General features: G+C 61.5%; 12 protein-coding genes. 6 read left to right on the forward strand and 6 right to left on the reverse strand.

Translation table 11 applies throughout. From position 1 onward, the window contains the following. Positions 1–77: 77 nt before the first annotated feature. A complete protein-coding gene (gene hisB, locus NHF53_RS21615; RefSeq protein WP_252835969.1) occupies positions 78–686 on the reverse strand; it encodes an imidazoleglycerol-phosphate dehydratase HisB in 609 nt (202 codons plus the stop codon). Between the two features lie 204 nt (positions 687–890). On the opposite strand from hisB, the gene hslV reads away from it, so the two are divergent. The 5 genes from hslV to NHF53_RS21640 all read left to right on the forward strand — a co-directional run bounded on the left by hslV (position 891) and on the right by NHF53_RS21640 (position 8,305). Then, positions 891–1,451: an ATP-dependent protease subunit HslV gene (hslV, locus tag NHF53_RS21620; protein WP_114364982.1), complete on the forward strand. Its 561-nt coding sequence runs from the start codon at positions 891–893 to the stop codon at positions 1,449–1,451. Between the two features lie 38 nt (positions 1,452–1,489). Next, positions 1,490–2,788 carry an ATP-dependent protease ATPase subunit HslU gene (hslU, locus tag NHF53_RS21625; protein ID WP_252835970.1) on the forward strand — a complete coding sequence of 433 codons (1,299 nt, stop codon included), beginning with the start codon at positions 1,490–1,492 and terminating at the stop codon, positions 2,786–2,788. A 184-nt stretch (positions 2,789–2,972) separates the two neighbouring features. Continuing rightward, complete coding sequence (locus tag NHF53_RS21630) at positions 2,973–3,887, forward strand: DUF1402 family protein (protein WP_252836045.1); 915 nt, start codon at positions 2,973–2,975, stop codon at positions 3,885–3,887. Between the two features lie 133 nt (positions 3,888–4,020). Then, complete coding sequence (locus NHF53_RS21635; RefSeq protein ID WP_252835971.1) at positions 4,021–6,024, forward strand: hydantoinase/oxoprolinase family protein; 2,004 nt, start codon at positions 4,021–4,023, stop codon at positions 6,022–6,024. A gap of 109 nt (positions 6,025–6,133) precedes the next feature. Beyond that, positions 6,134–8,305, forward strand: coding sequence for a malate synthase G (locus NHF53_RS21640; RefSeq protein ID WP_252835972.1), 2,172 nt, complete (start codon positions 6,134–6,136; stop codon positions 8,303–8,305). 79 nt (positions 8,306–8,384) lie between these two features. Here the strand turns inward: NHF53_RS21640 and NHF53_RS21645 are convergent, their stop codons facing one another. Next, the gene (locus tag NHF53_RS21645) at positions 8,385–9,050 is read right to left on the reverse strand and encodes a L,D-transpeptidase (protein WP_252836046.1); all 666 of its coding nucleotides are present in this window, start codon (positions 9,048–9,050) and stop codon (positions 8,385–8,387) included. Positions 9,051–9,224: 174 nt separating this feature from the next. On the opposite strand from NHF53_RS21645, the gene NHF53_RS21650 reads away from it, so the two are divergent. Further along, positions 9,225–9,713 (forward strand): MmcB family DNA repair protein, encoded by a 489-nt coding sequence (locus NHF53_RS21650; protein ID WP_114364986.1) that lies wholly within the window; start codon positions 9,225–9,227, stop codon positions 9,711–9,713. Positions 9,714–9,720: 7 nt separating this feature from the next. Here the strand turns inward: NHF53_RS21650 and NHF53_RS21655 are convergent, their stop codons facing one another. From NHF53_RS21655 to NHF53_RS21670, 4 genes are all read right to left on the reverse strand, one after another. After that, positions 9,721–10,311, reverse strand: a complete 591-nt coding sequence (locus NHF53_RS21655; RefSeq protein WP_252835973.1) for an ActR/PrrA/RegA family redox response regulator transcription factor — start codon at positions 10,309–10,311, stop codon at positions 9,721–9,723. Between the two features lie 76 nt (positions 10,312–10,387). Then, positions 10,388–11,689: an ActS/PrrB/RegB family redox-sensitive histidine kinase gene (locus tag NHF53_RS21660; protein WP_252835974.1), complete on the reverse strand. Its 1,302-nt coding sequence runs from the start codon at positions 11,687–11,689 to the stop codon at positions 10,388–10,390. A gap of 39 nt (positions 11,690–11,728) precedes the next feature. Then, entirely contained in the window at positions 11,729–14,188 is a 2,460-nt protein-coding gene (gene hrpB / locus NHF53_RS21665) for an ATP-dependent helicase HrpB (protein ID WP_252835975.1), read from the reverse strand. Positions 14,189–14,321: 133 nt separating this feature from the next. Beyond that, positions 14,322–15,272, reverse strand: a complete 951-nt coding sequence (locus NHF53_RS21670) for an ornithine cyclodeaminase family protein (RefSeq protein WP_252835976.1) — start codon at positions 15,270–15,272, stop codon at positions 14,322–14,324. Between the last annotated feature and the right edge of the window lie 255 nt (positions 15,273–15,527).

A 15,527-nucleotide genomic window follows, 5' to 3' on the forward strand; every position in this document is an offset into this window, starting at 1 on the left:
AGCCACCGTATCCTCGCTCCTGCCGTCATGACAGGGATATGCGGACATCGAAGCGGGACCGCAATTATGCTGTTGCTTCAGATCAGGGAGCCCTTGGTCGACGGGACGCGGCTGGCCTGGCGCGGGTCGATTTCCGTCGCGCTGCGAAGCACGCGGGCGACCGCCTTGAAACAGGTTTCTGCAATATGGTGATTGTTGGCACCATAGTGGTTCAAGACGTGCAACGTGATACCGGCGTTCTGCGCAAGCGCCTGGAAGAATTCCCTGACCAGCTCAGTGTCGAACGTGCCGATCTTGGGGGCACTGAAGGAGACGTTCCAGACGAGGAACGGCCGGCCCGATACGTCGATTGCCGCCTTGGTCATGGTTTCGTCCATGGCAAGGTCGATCGACGCGTAGCGGCTGATGCCGCGCCGGTCCCCGAGAGCCTTCGAGATCGCCTGCCCGAGCGCTATACCCGTGTCCTCGACCGTATGGTGATCGTCGATGTGCAGGTCGCCTTTGACCTCGATATCCATGTCGATGAGAGAATGTCGGGAGAGCTGGTCGAGCATGTGGTCGAAGAAGCCGACGCCCGTCGATATCCTGGATTGGCCGTTGCCGTCGATATTGACGGAAACGGCAACGGAAGTCTCGTTGGTTTCGCGAGAGACGGCACCCGTGCGGTCCGATGCGGCAGTCGACATGGTTCTACTCCGGAAAGTTCTGCGTGCTCCTTATCAGGCGCCGTGGCAAATATCCAGAAGAGAGCGTCAAAACAGCGCGATGGCAGGCATTTGGCGGTCGGGCCACGTGTCCGGTTTGCAATCCGTCTGCGGAAACTTAAATAAGAGCAAAGACTGGCGGTAATCCCTCCGCTATGAATTCATTCTTTCAGGTCGGTTTCCAAGATGAGCGAACATAATCCCTACGGCACCATGCATGGCACGACCATCATCACCGTGCGCAAGAATGGCGTTGCTGTGATGGCCGGCGACGGCCAGGTCAGCCTCGGCCAGACCGTCATGAAGGGTAACGCCCGAAAGGTGCGGCGGATCGGCAAGGGCGATGTTATCGCCGGCTTCGCCGGTGCCACGGCAGACGCCTTCACCTTGCTGGAGCGACTTGAAAAGAAGCTGGAGCAATATCCCGGGCAGTTGATGCGGGCCGCAGTGGAGCTCGCTAAAGACTGGCGAACGGACAAATACCTACGTAACCTCGAAGCAATGATGCTGGTTGCGGACAAATCGGTAACCCTGGCAATTACCGGGAATGGAGACGTCCTCGAGCCGGAGCACGGCGCGATCGCCATCGGTTCAGGCGGCAACTACGCCTACGCGGCCGCGCGTGCGCTCATGGAGACCGAGCTGTCTGCCGAGGATATCGCCCGCCGTGCCATGACGATCGCCGCGGAGATCTGCGTCTACACGAACGGTAATGTCGTCGTGGAGACGATTTCGAGCGACACCTAATCTCACCCATTCAAGCCACCATTTCACGGAAAAGGGCTATGACGACATTCTCTCCCCGCGAGATCGTTTCCGAACTCGACCGCTACATCATCGGACAGCATGAGGCGAAGCGCGCTGTTGCGATCGCACTGCGCAACCGCTGGCGCCGCCAGCAGCTCGATGAAAGCCTTCGTGATGAGGTCATGCCGAAGAATATTCTGATGATCGGGCCGACCGGCGTCGGCAAGACCGAAATCTCCCGGCGACTGGCGAAACTTGCCGGTGCCCCCTTCATCAAGGTCGAAGCTACGAAGTTCACCGAGGTGGGCTATGTCGGCCGCGACGTGGAGCAGATCATTCGCGATCTCGTCGAAGTCGGCATTGGACTGGTGCGAGAAAAGAAGCGCGCCGAAGTCCAGGCGAAGGCCCATGCAAGTGCAGAAGAGCGTGTCCTTGACGCACTGGTCGGCTCCACGGCTTCTCCGGCGACACGCGACAGCTTCCGCAAGAAGCTGCGTGACGGCCTTCTCGACGACAAGGAGATCGAGATCGAGGTAGCCGATACCGGCGGCGGCATGCCCGGCTTCGAAATTCCCGGAGCAAACGTCGGCATCCTCAATCTGTCGGAGATGTTCGGCAAGGCCATGGGCGGCCGAACCAAGAAAGTCCGCACCACGGTCAAGAACTCCTATCCGGAATTGATCCGTGACGAGTCCGACAAGCTGATCGACAATGAGCTGATCCAGCGAGAAGCGGTGAAATCGGTCGAGAACGACGGGATCGTGTTCCTCGACGAGATCGACAAGATTGCCGCGCGTGACGGCGGAATCGGTGCAGGCGTCTCCCGTGAAGGGGTCCAGCGAGACTTGCTGCCCCTGGTTGAAGGCACGACCGTGTCTACCAAGTATGGGCCGGTCAAGACGGACCATATTCTGTTCATAGCGTCCGGCGCCTTCCACGTCGCAAAGCCATCCGATCTTTTGCCCGAGTTGCAGGGACGCCTGCCCATCCGTGTCGAGCTGAAACCTCTGACGAAGGAGGACTTCCGCCGGATCCTGACCGAGACGGAGGCAAGTCTCATCCGCCAGTACCGGGCATTGATGGCCACGGAGGAGTTGAACCTCGACTTCACCGAGGATGCGATCGACGCCCTGGCGGATGTCGCCGTTCACCTGAACACTTCAGTGGAGAACATTGGGGCCCGGCGCCTGCAGACAGTCATGGAGCGGGTGTTGGACGACATTTCGTTCAACGCGCCCGATCGGGGCGGTCAGTCCGTCATGATCGACTCCGGTTACGTGCGCGAACACGTGGGTGAGATCGCCGCCGACGCCGATCTTTCCCGCTATATCCTGTGATCTTTGTGCATCTCTGTGGTATTTCCGGGAATGGTGAAGCAGAGATGGTTAACGCGGTGGTCGACAGGGAAGGCTGCACATTATAGAGGAGCAGCCGCAGAGAGGTCGAGTTCCGACCTTATGTAACAACAAATGGGGCAGGCGGATCGTGGTGCGATTCTTTCTGGCAGTCGTCGTGGCTCTGATGCTGGTGGCGCCGACATCGGCGGGCGCCGGCGTCGTCCTCGTTCCGGACGGTAATCGCCATGCCGAGCAACCCGCCATCCCGGGTGCTTCCGTGCGGCGCACCAAGGCCGGGAAGACAACCTTCGATCTGAAATACGAGAAGGTGCGGGATCTTCTTGCTTCCGATCGGCAGCTGATCGCGAAGATCAAGTCGACGGCCGCCGACTACGGCATCGATCCGATCCATATCGTCGGTGCCATTGTCGGGGAGCACACCTACAATGTCGACGCCTATGATCGCCTCCAGAGCTACTACGTGAAGGCGGCGTCCTACGCAGGCAGCAGCTTCCGCTTCGGTTATGAGGACGAGTCGGTCGAGGACTTCGTGAGCCGTTCCGAGTTTTCCGAATGCAATGGTCTTTCAGACTCTTATCGCCTGTGGTCGTGCCGCGAGCTTGTCTGGGAGAAGACGTTCCGCGGGCACTCCGTCGGCGGCATAAGCTATCCAAACAATCGCTTCAGCGCTGTCTTTTTTCAGCCTTTCTATGCGGGCCAGACGTTTGGCCTCGGCCAGATCAATCCGCTGACGGCATTGATGCTGACGGATCTCGTCGCTCAGAAATCCGGTTATCCGAAGCTGCACGCGAGCGATGCTGCGGGCGTCTACAAGGCCATCATGGACCCGGATGTGTCACTTGCCTTCATGGCCGCAATTCTCCGGAAATCGATTGATGACTATCGCTCGATCGCCGGCATGGACATCTCACATAATCCCGGCATCACGGCCACCCTGTTCAATGTCGGCAACTCGCTCGGCCGGGCGCAGGCTCTTGCCCGGAAGAACGCGGCAGGCGGCGCCGTCGTTCTGCCGGAGGAAAACTACTATGGCTGGCTGGTGAACGATCGTCTGGCGGAGCTGAAGGCGCTGCTTTGAGGTTGGCGGGCCGCGCCATGTATAAGCCCCTTGGCTTTCTTGTCGAAACTTGCCATTTGTCAGGAAAGTTTAGCGTTCGGCGGTGATGCGTCCGGGCACGCATCGCTTTGAGCAGGCATTTGGAGTGCGCCGGTTGACCAGGTCAGTATTGCTCGGCATCGACACCGGTGGAACCTACACCGACGCGGTTCTTTTCAGCGAGACGGACGGACTTCTCGCGAAGGCGAAGGCACTGACCACCCGTCACGATCTCGCCGTCGGGATATCAGCCTCCGTCGATGAAGTCCTGCACTCCTCCGGAGTGCCGGCCAGTGCTATCGGCCTCGTTTCGCTTTCGACCACGCTTGCGACGAACGCTCTGGTCGAGGGGCAGGGTGGTAGAACTTGCCTGGTTATGATCGGCTTCGGGCCCGACGACCTCAAGCGGGACGGCCTCTCGGAGGCGCTGGGGACCGACCCTGTGATTTTCCTCTCCGGAGGACACGACACGCACGGTAACGAGAACCTGCTGGACATGAGCCCGCTCGAGGATGCGCTGCCGCAACTTGGACAGGCCGTGTCGGCGTTCGCCGTCGCCGGCTATTTCGCTGTCCGTAACCCCGCCCACGAAATCCGCGTCCGGGACCGCATCCGGGCCGTTACGGACCTGCCGGTTACCTGCAGCCACGAACTGTCGTCGAAACTGGGCGGTCCCAGACGTGCGCTGACGACCCTGCTCAATGCACGCCTGGTCGCCATGATCGATCGCCTGATCGGGAGTTGCGAGGCGTTCGCGAGGCAGCGCGGAATCTCCGCACCGATGATGGTCGTGCGTGGCGATGGTGCCCTGATTTCCGCAGCGGAGGCCCGGCTGCGTCCGATCGAGACGATTCTCTCTGGCCCGGCGGCCAGTCTCGTCGGTGCGCGCTATCTCACGGGCCTGGACAACGCCGTCGTCTCCGACATCGGTGGCACGACGACCGACGTCGCCATTCTCGATGGGGGCAAGCCGCGCCTGGATGCCGATGGCGCCGTCGTCGGCGGTCACCGTACGATGGTGGAAGCGGTAGCGATGCGCACCTACGGCCTCGGCGGGGATTCCGAGGTGCGAATCGATGAGCGCGGCCTGACCGCAAAAATCGAACTCGGGCCACGGCGCCTGGTACCGCTCAGCCTTGCCGCCGAGCTTCACGGCGACGCCGTGCTCGATGCGCTTGAACGGCAGCTTCGGAGTGTTCATCCCGGTCGCAACGACGGCCGGTTTGCCGTGCGCACCGGCGTTCCGGAGAGCTTGGCCGCCGGCCTCCAGCCGCAGGAGGCCGGCCTGTTTGCCCGCATCGAAGACAAGCCGCTCCCGCTCGATCAGCTGCTGACGTCAATGGCACAAGGCGCCGTTCTCGATCGGCTGGTCGCGCGAGGGCTTGTTCATCTCTGCGGAATAACGCCTTCGGATGCCATGCATGTCTTGGGCCGGCAGGGACAATGGGAGCGGAAGGCGGCCGAGCTTGGTCTGAAACTGGCGCTGCGCATGAAGGATGGTGCAGGACGTCCGATCGCCGAAACGCCGGAGGAACTTGCGTCGCATATTGTCGCGAGGTTGCATCGGCGCTCGGCGGAGATCGTGCTCGGCACCTGCTTCGCTGAGGATGGCTTGGCTGAGGTTGATCCCGCGAGATCGGTGCTGATTGATCGCGCCCTCTCCGGAAAGGACGGCATCGTTCGCTTCGGGCTGTCGCTCGATCGTCCACTTGTGGGGCTTGGCGCCTCGGCACCGGTCTACTACCCAGAAATCGCCGAAATGCTGTCGACTGCTGCCTTGATCCCGCGGGACTCTGACGTTGCAAATGCCGTCGGCGCGGTGGTGGGGCAGGTTCAAATGTCGGCAGAAGTCCTCGTGACATCGCCGCAGGACGGCATCTTCATACTGTCCGGTTGTGGTGACAGCCTGCGACTGGGCGAACAGGAGGCGGCGTTCGCTGAAGCCAGGAGACGCGCGGACTCCGTCGTTCGCGAACGCGTTGCCGCCAACGGGGCGAGCGCGACTCTGGTCATCATGGAGGAGAGCGTCGACGCTCCCGAAATCGAGGGCAGGCGACGCCTGATCGAGGCTCGCATTGTTGCGCGTGCTGTGGGTCGGCCACGCATCGCGCTCGGCTGACCCTTTCCGTTTCGGAATAAATATTTGTTACTTGTGCATAATTGACAGTGGATGCCAATGCGCGATTCTGTGTGCCTGCCTGAGCAGAAAACGCAGTAAGGAGAATGCAATGGGTTGCGTCGAGAGCCACGGATTGTCCATCGATAAGAGTCTGTATGACTTCCTGGTAACGCAGGCCCTCCCGGGCACCGCAGTGGATCCGGAACGCTTCTTTGCCGGGTTTTCGGCACTCGTGCACGATCTCGCGCCGAGGAACCGCATGCTGCTTGCCCGCCGCGACGAGCTCCAGGAGAAGCTGGATGCCTGGTACCGGGAAAACGGCGCGCCGAGCGACATGGGCGCCTACGAACAATTCCTTCGCGAGATCGGCTACCTTCTTCCGGAGGGAGATGACTTCTCGGTGACAACCGCCAATGTCGATCCGGAAATCGCCGAGATCGCTGGCCCGCAGCTGGTCGTTCCGGTCATGAATGCTCGCTATGCCCTGAACGCCGCCAATGCGCGTTGGGGCTCGCTCTATGATGCGCTCTATGGAACCGATGCGATTCCGGACGATGGCGGAGCTGAGAAAGGCAAAGACTATAATCCCGTTCGCGGCGAGAAGGTCATCGCCTGGGCGCGCAACCTCCTTGACGCCTCCGCCCCACTCTTGGAAGGGAAATGGTCGGAGGTCACCTCCCTTGCCTCCACGGACGGGATCCTGGCCGTCGGGCTGAGCGAAGGTCGCGAGACCGCTCTGAAGGAGCCGAAGCAATTCGTCGGATACACCGGGGCGCCGGAGTCGCCGAAGAGTGCCTTCCTGCGCAAGAACGGTCTTCATGTCGAGATTGTCATCGACCGCTCAGGGATGATCGGCAAGAGCGATCCGGCCGGCATCAATGATGTACGCCTCGAATCGGCGATCACCACGATCATGGACTGCGAGGATTCGGTCGCCGCGGTCGATGCGGAGGACAAGGTCGTCGTCTATTCCAATTGGCTTGGCCTTATGAAGGGGGATCTGACCGAGGAGGTTATGAAGGGGAGCAGGACCTTCACGCGCCGGCTCAATCCGGATGTCGAGTTCACGTCACCTGACGGTAATCCGGTGTCGGTCGCCGGACGCTCTCTGATGCTTGTACGCAACGTCGGTCATCTGATGACGAATCCGGCGATCCTTGACCGGAACGGCAACGAGGTTCCGGAAGGCATCATGGATGCGATGATTACCGGGCTGATCGCGCTTCACGATATCGGCCCCGGCGGCCGGCGGATGAATTCCCGCAAGGGTTCCATGTACGTCGTAAAACCCAAGATGCACGGGCCTGAAGAGGTTGCCTTCGCCTGCGAGATCTTCGCGCGCGTTGAAGAAGTGCTCGGCATGTCGCCGAACACGATGAAGATGGGCATCATGGACGAGGAGCGTCGCACGACGGTCAACCTGAAGGAATGTATCCGCGCCGCCAAGGACCGTGTCGTCTTCATCAACACGGGTTTCCTCGACCGCACCGGCGACGAAATCCACACTTCGATGGCGGCCGGGCCGATGATCCGCAAGGGGGACATGAAGCAGGCGACCTGGATCTCTGCCTACGAGAACTGGAACGTCGACATCGGCCTCGCCTGCGGTCTCTCCGGCCACGCACAGATCGGCAAGGGGATGTGGGCGATGCCCGACATGATGGCGGCGATGCTTGAGCAGAAGATCGCACATCCGAAGGCCGGCGCCAACACCGCCTGGGTTCCCTCGCCGACGGCGGCGACGCTGCACGCGACACACTATCACCACGTCAATGTCGCCGATGTACAGGCCGCGCTTGGAGATCGACCGCGCGCCAAGCTTTCCGATATCCTCTCTGTTCCGGTTGCCGTCCGTCCGAACTGGACACCGGAGGAAATCCAGCGCGAACTGGACAACAATGCGCAAGGTATTCTGGGTTATGTCGTCCGCTGGATCGACCAGGGTGTCGGTTGCTCGAAGGTGCCGGACATCAACAACGTCGGCCTTATGGAAGACCGCGCGACCCTTCGAATCTCGGCACAACACATGGCGAACTGGTTGCACCACGGAGTCGCCACCCGCGAGCAGATCGTCGAGACAATGAAAAGGATGGCCGCTGTTGTTGACGCCCAGAACGCGGGTGATCCGGCTTATCGTCCGATGGCTGGTCACTTCGACGCGTCCATCGCCTTCCAGGCTGCGCTCGATCTTGTCCTCAAGGGGCGCGAACAGCCGAACGGCTATACGGAGCCGGTCCTCCACCGGCGGCGGCGCGAGCTCAAATCGCGACTTGCCGGCTGAGCCGGCGTCTCAAGCAAAAGATAAAGCCGCCGGCGCGTGCCGGCGACTTTCTTGTCTGTTGCCGGAAATCAGACCGACTTTACTGGAGAACGACGACCCGCGCAGATTTGCCGGGACGGACGCGATCGTAAAGGTCGATGATGTCCTGGTTCATCAGGCGGATACAGCCTGAGGACGCGGCGGTGCCGATCGAAGCCCATTCCGGAGTGCCGTGGAGACGGAACAGCGTGTCTTGGCCCTTGTCGTTGAACAGGTAGAGGGCACGTGCACCCAGCGGGTTGCGGACGCCAGGCTCCATGCCGTCCTCGACATACTTCGCGACTTCCGGCTTGCGTGCAGCCATTTCCTTGGGCGGATGCCAAGTGGGCCATGCCTGTTTCCAGGCGATGTAGGCCTCGCCCTGCCATGCGAAACCTTGCTTGCCGACGCCGATGCCGTAGCGGACCGCCTTGCCGTTCGGCAGCACGTAGTAGAGGAAACGTTCCCGGGTGTTGACGACGATCGTGCCCGGTTTTTCCTTCGTCTGATAGGAGACCACCTGTCGGTGGAACTTCTTGTTCACCTTCTCGATCGGGATGGCCGGCAGGGCATAGCCCGCGTCGGTCACCTTGCCATAGGAATCGCTGAAGATCTTTGCTGTTGCCGTCTCGGTTCCGGCCTTGCCGGAATCAGACGTCGTGGAGCAGCCGGTGAGGGCCATCGTGGCCACGAGACCGAACACAGTGAGAGCATTGCGGAGGCGCATGGAGAACTCGTCTTTTGCGGGGATGATGGTCAGCTCAACCATCTTTGAATATGGTTTATTTTGAATTAAACTGACGTTGGCAAGGGTGCCGTCGGCGCCAAGTCTGTTTCGCGCTGCAAAATGACGCGGCATTGCTTTTTTGCAACATGCCGCTCTTCCCAATGGGCAGTATTAATGACCATTCTTTCGATCGCCGTTAACAACCCGTTAATCGACGGGCGCCAGTCGGAACGGGCACTCCTCGTTCGCCGGGGGGTGCAGGTACTTCTCAGCGAGATGCGACAGGCCGTATTGCCCGAGCTTTCATTGTCGAGTGGTCGGCGTGCAGATCTGGTGAGCCTGTCGGAAAAGGGAGAGCTCTGGATTATCGAAATCAAGTCGTCGATCGAAGATTTCCGCGTTGATCGAAAATGGCCGGATTATAGGGCCCATTGCGATCGCTTCTTCTTCGCCACACACGGCGAAGTGCCGCTGGATATCTTTCCGGAGGATTGCGGACTCCTGCTATCCGATGGGTACGGCGCGCATATCGTCCGCGACGCGCCGGAACATCGACTGGCTCCGGCGACCCGCAAGGCAATGATGCTGAATTTCTCCCGGACGGCCGCACAGCGCCTGATGATGGCGGAGTGGGCCGCCTCGCGGCAGAGCGTCGAATCCTGAGCCGCCGTTACTTCGGTGCCCGCTTCGCGAGAATGCGCTGCAGTGTGCGGCGATGCATGTTCAGCCGCCGTGCCGTTTCCGAGACGTTGCGCTCGCAGTTCTCGTAGACTCGCTGAATATGTTCCCAGCGGACGCGATCGGCAGACATCGGATTTTCCGGCACTTCAGCTTTCTCGCCAGGGCGCTGGGTGAGCGAGTGGTATATGTCATCGGCGTCGGCAGGTTTGGCCAGATAGTCGAGCGCACCGAGTTTCACCGCTGTTACAGCTGTGGCGATGTTGCCGTAGCCGGTCAGGACCACAATTCGGGTATCATCGCGCCGTTCCCTTATGGCCTGGATGACGTCAAGGCCGTTACCGTCTCCGAGGCGAAGGTCAACGACCGCGTATTTCGGCGGTGCAGCCTTCGACTTGGCTATCCCCTCACCAACCGAGGCCGCGATGTCCACGGCAAACCCCCGCGATTCCATGGCACGCGCCAGACGACGCAGAAACGGTACATCGTCGTCGACGATCAGGAGGCTGGGATCGGGTCCGAGTGCATCGCTTTCTGCCTTGCCAGAGGGGCTTTGAGCGTTGGATGGAGCATTCTCAGTCATGAGCTGACATCCCTGCAGGGGTGTTCTGGTCGAAACTTACCCTTGCGTTATGGACACTTATGCGTGGACGGTAAAGTCATTTTGTGCCCGCCGTGTCCATCAGGCGTCGCGGCCAGATGATCGAAATCCGGGCGCCCGGCTGGTCGCTGCGATTTTCGAAGCGCAATTTCGCTCCGGAGCGCTCAAGTAGCGTCTTGGCAATGAAGAGGCCGAGGCCGAGGCCGCCGGCACGATTTTCCCGCGCACGGCTGCTGACATAGGGCTCGCCGATCCGCTGCAGAATGTCCTGTGAGAAGCCTTGACCATCGTCCTCGATCACGATCGTCACCTTGTCGCTGTCGTGATCGACTGTCACCGTGACTTTGCTCCGGGCGAAATCGAGAGCGTTCTCGACCAGGTTGCCGAGGCCGTAGAGAATGCCGGCGTTGCGCAAGCCGACCGGCTCTGTTGCGCGGTCGGCCCTTTCGACCAGTTCGAGCTTGATCCCGAACTCGCGATGAGGCGCCAGGACCTCCTCGATCATCGAGGACAAGGGGAGGCGGCTCATGTGCGCCTCATTCGCCGAGGGTAGTGTCGTCAGGCGTCGCAGAATGTCACGGCAACGTTCGCTCTGGCTTCGGAGCAGGTGTACATCTTCGCCGAACCGGTCATCGTCGCCGAGTTCCTTCTCCATTTCGCGTGCGACGACGCTGATGGTCGCGAGCGGCGTGCCGAGTTCATGGGCCGCCGCCGCCGCCAGGCCGTCGAGCTGTGAAAGGTGCTTCTCTCGTTGCAGGACAAGCTCGGTTGCAGAAAGCGCATCGGCGAGCAATGAGGCCTCCTGGGAAACACGATAGGCGTAAAAGGCCGCAAAACCCATCATCGAGGCGATGCCGAACCATGTGCCGACCTGCATCACCGGCAGGATTTTCAGTGTTTCCTCCGGATACCAGGGGAGCGGATAGGGCGAAAAGGCGAGAGCGCTAATTGTCGCCATGGCGAGCGTCAGCAAAGCCAGTGAGTGCCTGGGCGGTTGCGATGCGAACGAAATGATGACCGGGACACAGATCAAGGGGGAGAAGGGGTTTGCCAGGCCGCCGGTGATGAAGAGAAGCGCGCCGAGCTGCAGCAGGTCGAGTCCGAGTACCGCGAAGGCGGAGAGCGGCTCCAACCGGTGAGTCGAAGGGAAGGCGGCAGCGAGCACGGCATTGGCCACTGCGAGCGCACCGATCAGCAGCGCGCAAGCGAGCAAGGGTAATGGAAACTGCAGCCAGAAAGCGACGATGAGCACGGTAACGGTCTGGCCCAGTACGGCGACCCATCGCAGCCGAACGAGTGTTTGCAAGCGCAGCCGTCGGCTGGACGGTGCCATTTGGGTTTCGATGTCAGCCCCGACCATAGTTTTCGCCTCTGGTTTCTCGCCTTTGTTGTTTACGGTTTATGTACCACGGGGTTTTGCCCGTGTCGTTGCTTCCGCCTCCTCGGGATTCTCCGGCCACGGATGCTTGGGATAGCGCCCGCGCATATCGGCGCGCACATCCTTCCACGAGCCAGCCCAGAACCCCGGAAGGTCGCGAGTCGTCTGGATCGGTCTGTGTGCAGGGGAGGTCAGCTCGAGCAGCAACGGGAGCTTGCCGCCGATCATGGGGTGCTGCCGAAGTCCGAAAAGCTCCTGGACGCGCACCGACACTTTCGGTTCGTCACCGTCGTATTGAATAGGGTGGTTCTGCCCCGTCGGAGCGCGGAAATGCGTTGGCGCCAGTCGGTCGAGGTCGCGCAGCATGCCGTGCGGAACCAGTGCGCGCAGGCCCTCGGTCAGACCAGTGGCATCGATCTCATCGAGACCGAATGCGCCATGCTGGAAAGGGGTAAACCATTCATCGAGCCGCGCCGCCAGGGCATCGTCGCCGACATCCGGCCACGGCTCCCCCAATGTCCGATGCAGAAAGCCGATCCTTTGGCGCAACTGCATGCCTTCCTTCGAGAAGGGAAGGGCGCCGATTCCGATTTGCCGCACGCCGGCGGCGAGGGCATCGGCCGCAGCTTCGCCAGAGGGCCTCGGCAAGGATGACTCCTCCAGGATGATCGCCCCCAGTCGAACGACCCGCCGGGCGCGAACCCTGCCGCTCTGAGCATCGAAGAAGCATTCCTGGCTGCGCCTTATCGTGGCCGCGAGTTCCTCCTCGACCTCGCTTCGGCTGACCTCTGCTGCGGCGAGAACCCGTCCCTGTGCCGCCCGTCCGGTCAGATCGGCGATGACCAGCATCTGTGCGCCTGCAAGCCCCTCCGTGTCGGGGATCTCCGCGCCGCGCCCGTTCGCCATTACGAAGCGACCACGTCCGCCACGCTGCAACGCCACACGGTCCGGAAAGGCGTGGAGCAACAGCTGACCGGCCGTTGCGGGCGTGTCGGAATGTGCCTTGCCGCCGATGCCCCCCGCGATCCGGATCGCAAGCTTTCGTGCCGCCGTGGCACGCGTTCCGCCGTCTGCGGCAAACCTCCGCAGACGTTCGTCGAGGTCGATGCTGGTCCCCCCCAGACCCTGTTCGGTAAGCAGCATCGCAAGCATTGCTGCCCGGCGCCCGTGCCCGGTCGCGTCTGCCGCAATCACCATCGCCGCGAGACGAGGCGGCAGGCCGATCTCGCGCATCCGACGGCCCTTTGCCGTCAGTCGTTCTTGCGCGTCGAGGGCGCCGAGGAGATTCAGCATCGTGCGTGCCTCCTGGAGAGCGGCCGCCGGAGGAGGGTCGAGGAAGGACAGCATCGCGGGATCGTGGACGCCCCAGTGGATCATGTCGAGAAGAAACCCCGACAGGTCACTCGCCAGAATCTCCGGTGGAGTGAAGGCGGGAAGCGATGCGGTTTGTCCGGAATGCCAGAGGCGGATCGCGATACCGGGCTCGGTTCGGCCGGCACGCCCCGCTCTCTGGTCCGCCGAGGCGCGGGAGACGCGAACAGTCTCGAGCCGGGTGATTCCTGTCGATGCCTCATAGACGGGAAGCCGCTGCAACCCACTGTCGATCACGATCCGTACGCCGTCGATCGTTATCGATGTTTCGGCGATCGACGTGGCGAGGACGACCTTGCGGGTTCCCGGACGGGCGGGTCGTATCGCCTCGTCCTGCTCCTGCTGAGTCAGGTTGCCGTAAAGAGGTGTTAAGAAGACGTCGGCCCCCAAGCGCCCCTCGAGCCGCTCCGCAACGCGGCGGATTTCCGCTTGACCCGGCAGGAAGGCGAGGACGGAGCCCTTTTCCGAGGCGAGCGCATCAAGAATCGCTTGGGTGACCGCGTCCTCTATTCGTACGCTGCCCGGTCGGTCGCGATAACGAACGTCGACCGGAAAGCTGCGTCCTTCGCTGATGATAACGGGTGACTGGCCGAGCAAGTCGGCGATGCGCGCCGTATCGAGTGTCGCCGACATCACCAGAATGCGCAGATCCGGCCGCAAGGCCGACTGTGTGTCGAGAGCCAGCGCAAGGCCGAAATCGGCATCGAGCGAACGCTCGTGAAACTCGTCGAAGAGGACGGCCGCCACACCTTCGAGCTCCGGATCATCGAGGACCATCCGGGCGAACACACCCTCTGTCACCACCTCGATCTTCGTGCGTGCTGAGATGCGATTGTCGAGTCGCATGCGGTAGCCAACGGTCTCGCCGACGGCCTCACCGAGCAGTTCGGCCATGCGTCCGGCGGCGGCTCTGGCCGCCAGTCGCCGCGGTTCTAGCAGGATGATCCGCCCGCCGGCTCGCCAGGGACTGTCCAGAAGATGAAGGGGAACGACCGTTGTCTTGCCGGCGCCGGGCGGAGCCGAAAGCACGGCACGTCTGGCCGAGGAGAGAGCCTCGTCGAGCGCGGCGAGTACATTGCAGATCGGCAGTGAAGGCAGTCTTGAGACCATATGTCGACGTCTGTGTGGATGAGAAGTGCACTCGTTTTGCCGGCGTGTCGCCTCTCTATAGCGCCCTTTTCAAACGCTCCAGCCCTTTTGCAGGAACGCTGTGTCGATTCACGTGAAGCGCGTCCGCCCTTCGTCAGGTCTTCCTACGAGAGACGGATTCATAGGCGAGCACGGCGCCGGCGAGGTCTTCGAGCGCCGCCCCGACGGACTTGAAGAGTGTGATTGCCGTTGCGCTGCTACGGCCTTTCGCCTCACCGCGTACAAGTTCCGCCAGCTCGGCTCGTATGTCGTTCTCGCTGATGACGCCTGCACTAAGCGGCTGCACGAGATCGCCGCCCTCGCTGAGTGCCCCGGCCCGCGTGTCGACGAAGATCTCGGCGCGGCTGACCGCCTCGTCGTCTGTTTCCCGCATCGACGGCTTGAAGGCCCCGACGAGATCGAGGTGAGCGCCGGGTTTGAGCCAGGCACCCCGGACGAGAGGTTCACTGGACAAAGTGCAACATGAGATGACGTCAGCGCTCCGGCTGGCGGCCTCGAGGTCGGTTGCAACGGATGCGTCATAACCGAGCGCACGCGCCTCGTCTGCAATGGCGGCGGCCTTCTCCCCGTTACGGCCCCAGACCCGGAAGCACTTGAGCGGACGGGTGACGGCATGTGCCTGAATGAGATTGAGCGAAAGCCGTCCCGTGCCGACGACGAGCATCTCCTCCGCGTCATCCCGCGCGAGATATCGTGCGGCAAGCGCCGATGTCGCGGCTGTCCGGCGTGCCGTAAGCTCTCCTCCTTCAATGACCGCGAGCATCTCTCCGGTTCTGCCGGAAGACAGGAGATAGGTACCGAAGATCGCCGGGAGGGATCGCAGATGATTGTCAGGAAAAACAGACAGCAGCTTCACCCCAATATATTCACCCGGGATCCAGGCAGGCATCATGAGGAGGGTCGCGTCTCGTTCGTCGGGCACCGCGACGTCGAGGTGATGGCGGACCGGAACCACACATCCGCCGGCGAAGATCCGCCCGATTGCGTCGATCAGTTCGGGCCAGGGTAGCGCGTGGCTTGTCTGTTGTTCGTCCAGAACCAGCATGATTTCACTCCGTTCAAAGGCTGAGCGGACCCTATCAACGGGGTTTTCCCTGCGGAAGGGGAAATGTGGGGAGGGAGGATCGGCGTGCGGCATGGATGCGACTGGTTCGTGCGCAGTGGATTTCGTCCGTCGGCTACCTGAAACGCGAAAATACCTATATTTTTCAGATGTTTGGAAATTTCTTTGAAAAAATCCGTAGTGGTCTGTTGACTTGTTTGAGGGGGTAGGATTATACATCCGCTCACTGACGAGGGC

Origin of the sequence: Ciceribacter sp. RN22, assembly GCF_024054295.1 — a bacterium.
GTDB lineage: Bacteria > Pseudomonadota > Alphaproteobacteria > Rhizobiales > Rhizobiaceae > Allorhizobium > Allorhizobium lividum.